Origin of the sequence: Propylenella binzhouense (genome assembly GCF_009866965.1) — a bacterium.
Taxonomy (GTDB): Bacteria; Pseudomonadota; Alphaproteobacteria; order Rhizobiales; family Afifellaceae; genus Propylenella; species Propylenella binzhouense.
In genome coordinates, this window is record NZ_SPKJ01000218.1 from 1 (window position 1) to 971 (window position 971).

The window sequence follows — 971 nt, forward strand, 5'->3', positions numbered from 1 at the left end:
CAGCGGGCGGCCCGGCGGCGCCGGGCGCGCCGGCCAGGAAGTGCCAGAACGGCGCGGCCCTCCTCTCCTGCCTGTTCGACCGCGCGCCCGCCTCCGGCGCGCTCGGCCCGCCTCCTGCGCCGGGTCCCGCGGCGTGGCGGACCGACATGCGGCGTCTCACCGGCAGAAAGGTGCCCGTCCCCGCGGGACCTCCGAAGCCCGCTTCCGCCTGAAGCCAGCCATGCGGACCGCGCCGGATCCGGCGCGGGCCCGGTCGAACTTCCGAAGCGGAGCATCAATCTCAATGAACAGACGTATTTTCCTGGCCGCGTCGGCGGCCTGGGCGCTTGCCGGCTGCACGGTGCGGAACCCCGCGCCGCCGCCGGCCGTGGTCGAGCCGGTGATGCTCGTCCCGAAGGCGCCGGAGATCTTCCCGATCGAAGCGGTCGACCTCTCCCGGATCGACCGCCGCTACTGGCGCCAGGTCGTCCCCGATCCGACCGGCGAGCGGCCCGGCACGATCGTCGTCGACCCGGACGCGAAATTCCTCTGGCTGGTCATGGAGGGCGGCCGGGCCATGCGGTACGGCGTGGGCGTCGGGCGCGACGGCTTCGGCTGGAGCGGCACGGCGACCATCGCGCGGAAGGCCGAATGGCCGACCTGGACGCCCCCGCGCGAGATGATCGCGCGCGAGCCGGAGCTCGCCCGCTATGCCGGCGGCATGGCGGGCGGGCCGGAGAACCCGCTCGGCGCCCGCGCCCTCTATCTCTACCAGGGCGGCCGGGACACGCTCTACCGGCTTCACGGAACGGGCGAGCCGTGGTCGATCGGCAAGGCGGTCTCCTCCGGCTGCATCCGGCTCCTGAATGTCGACGTGATCGACCTCTACGACCGCGTTCCCCGCGGCTCGCGGGTGGTGGTCCGGCAGTCGGCCGGCGGCGCGCAGGCGTGAACGCGCGCGGGCGCCGCGCCGCCGGCGCCCGCATCCGCGG

1 protein-coding gene is annotated in these 971 nt (G+C 75.1%); it reads left to right on the forward strand.

The features are described from left to right. Positions 1-283 precede the first annotated feature (283 nt). On the forward strand, positions 284-931 hold the full coding sequence (locus E4O86_RS23005; protein WP_161142857.1) for a L,D-transpeptidase: 648 nt from the start codon (positions 284-286) through the stop codon (positions 929-931). Positions 932-971 lie beyond the last annotated feature (40 nt).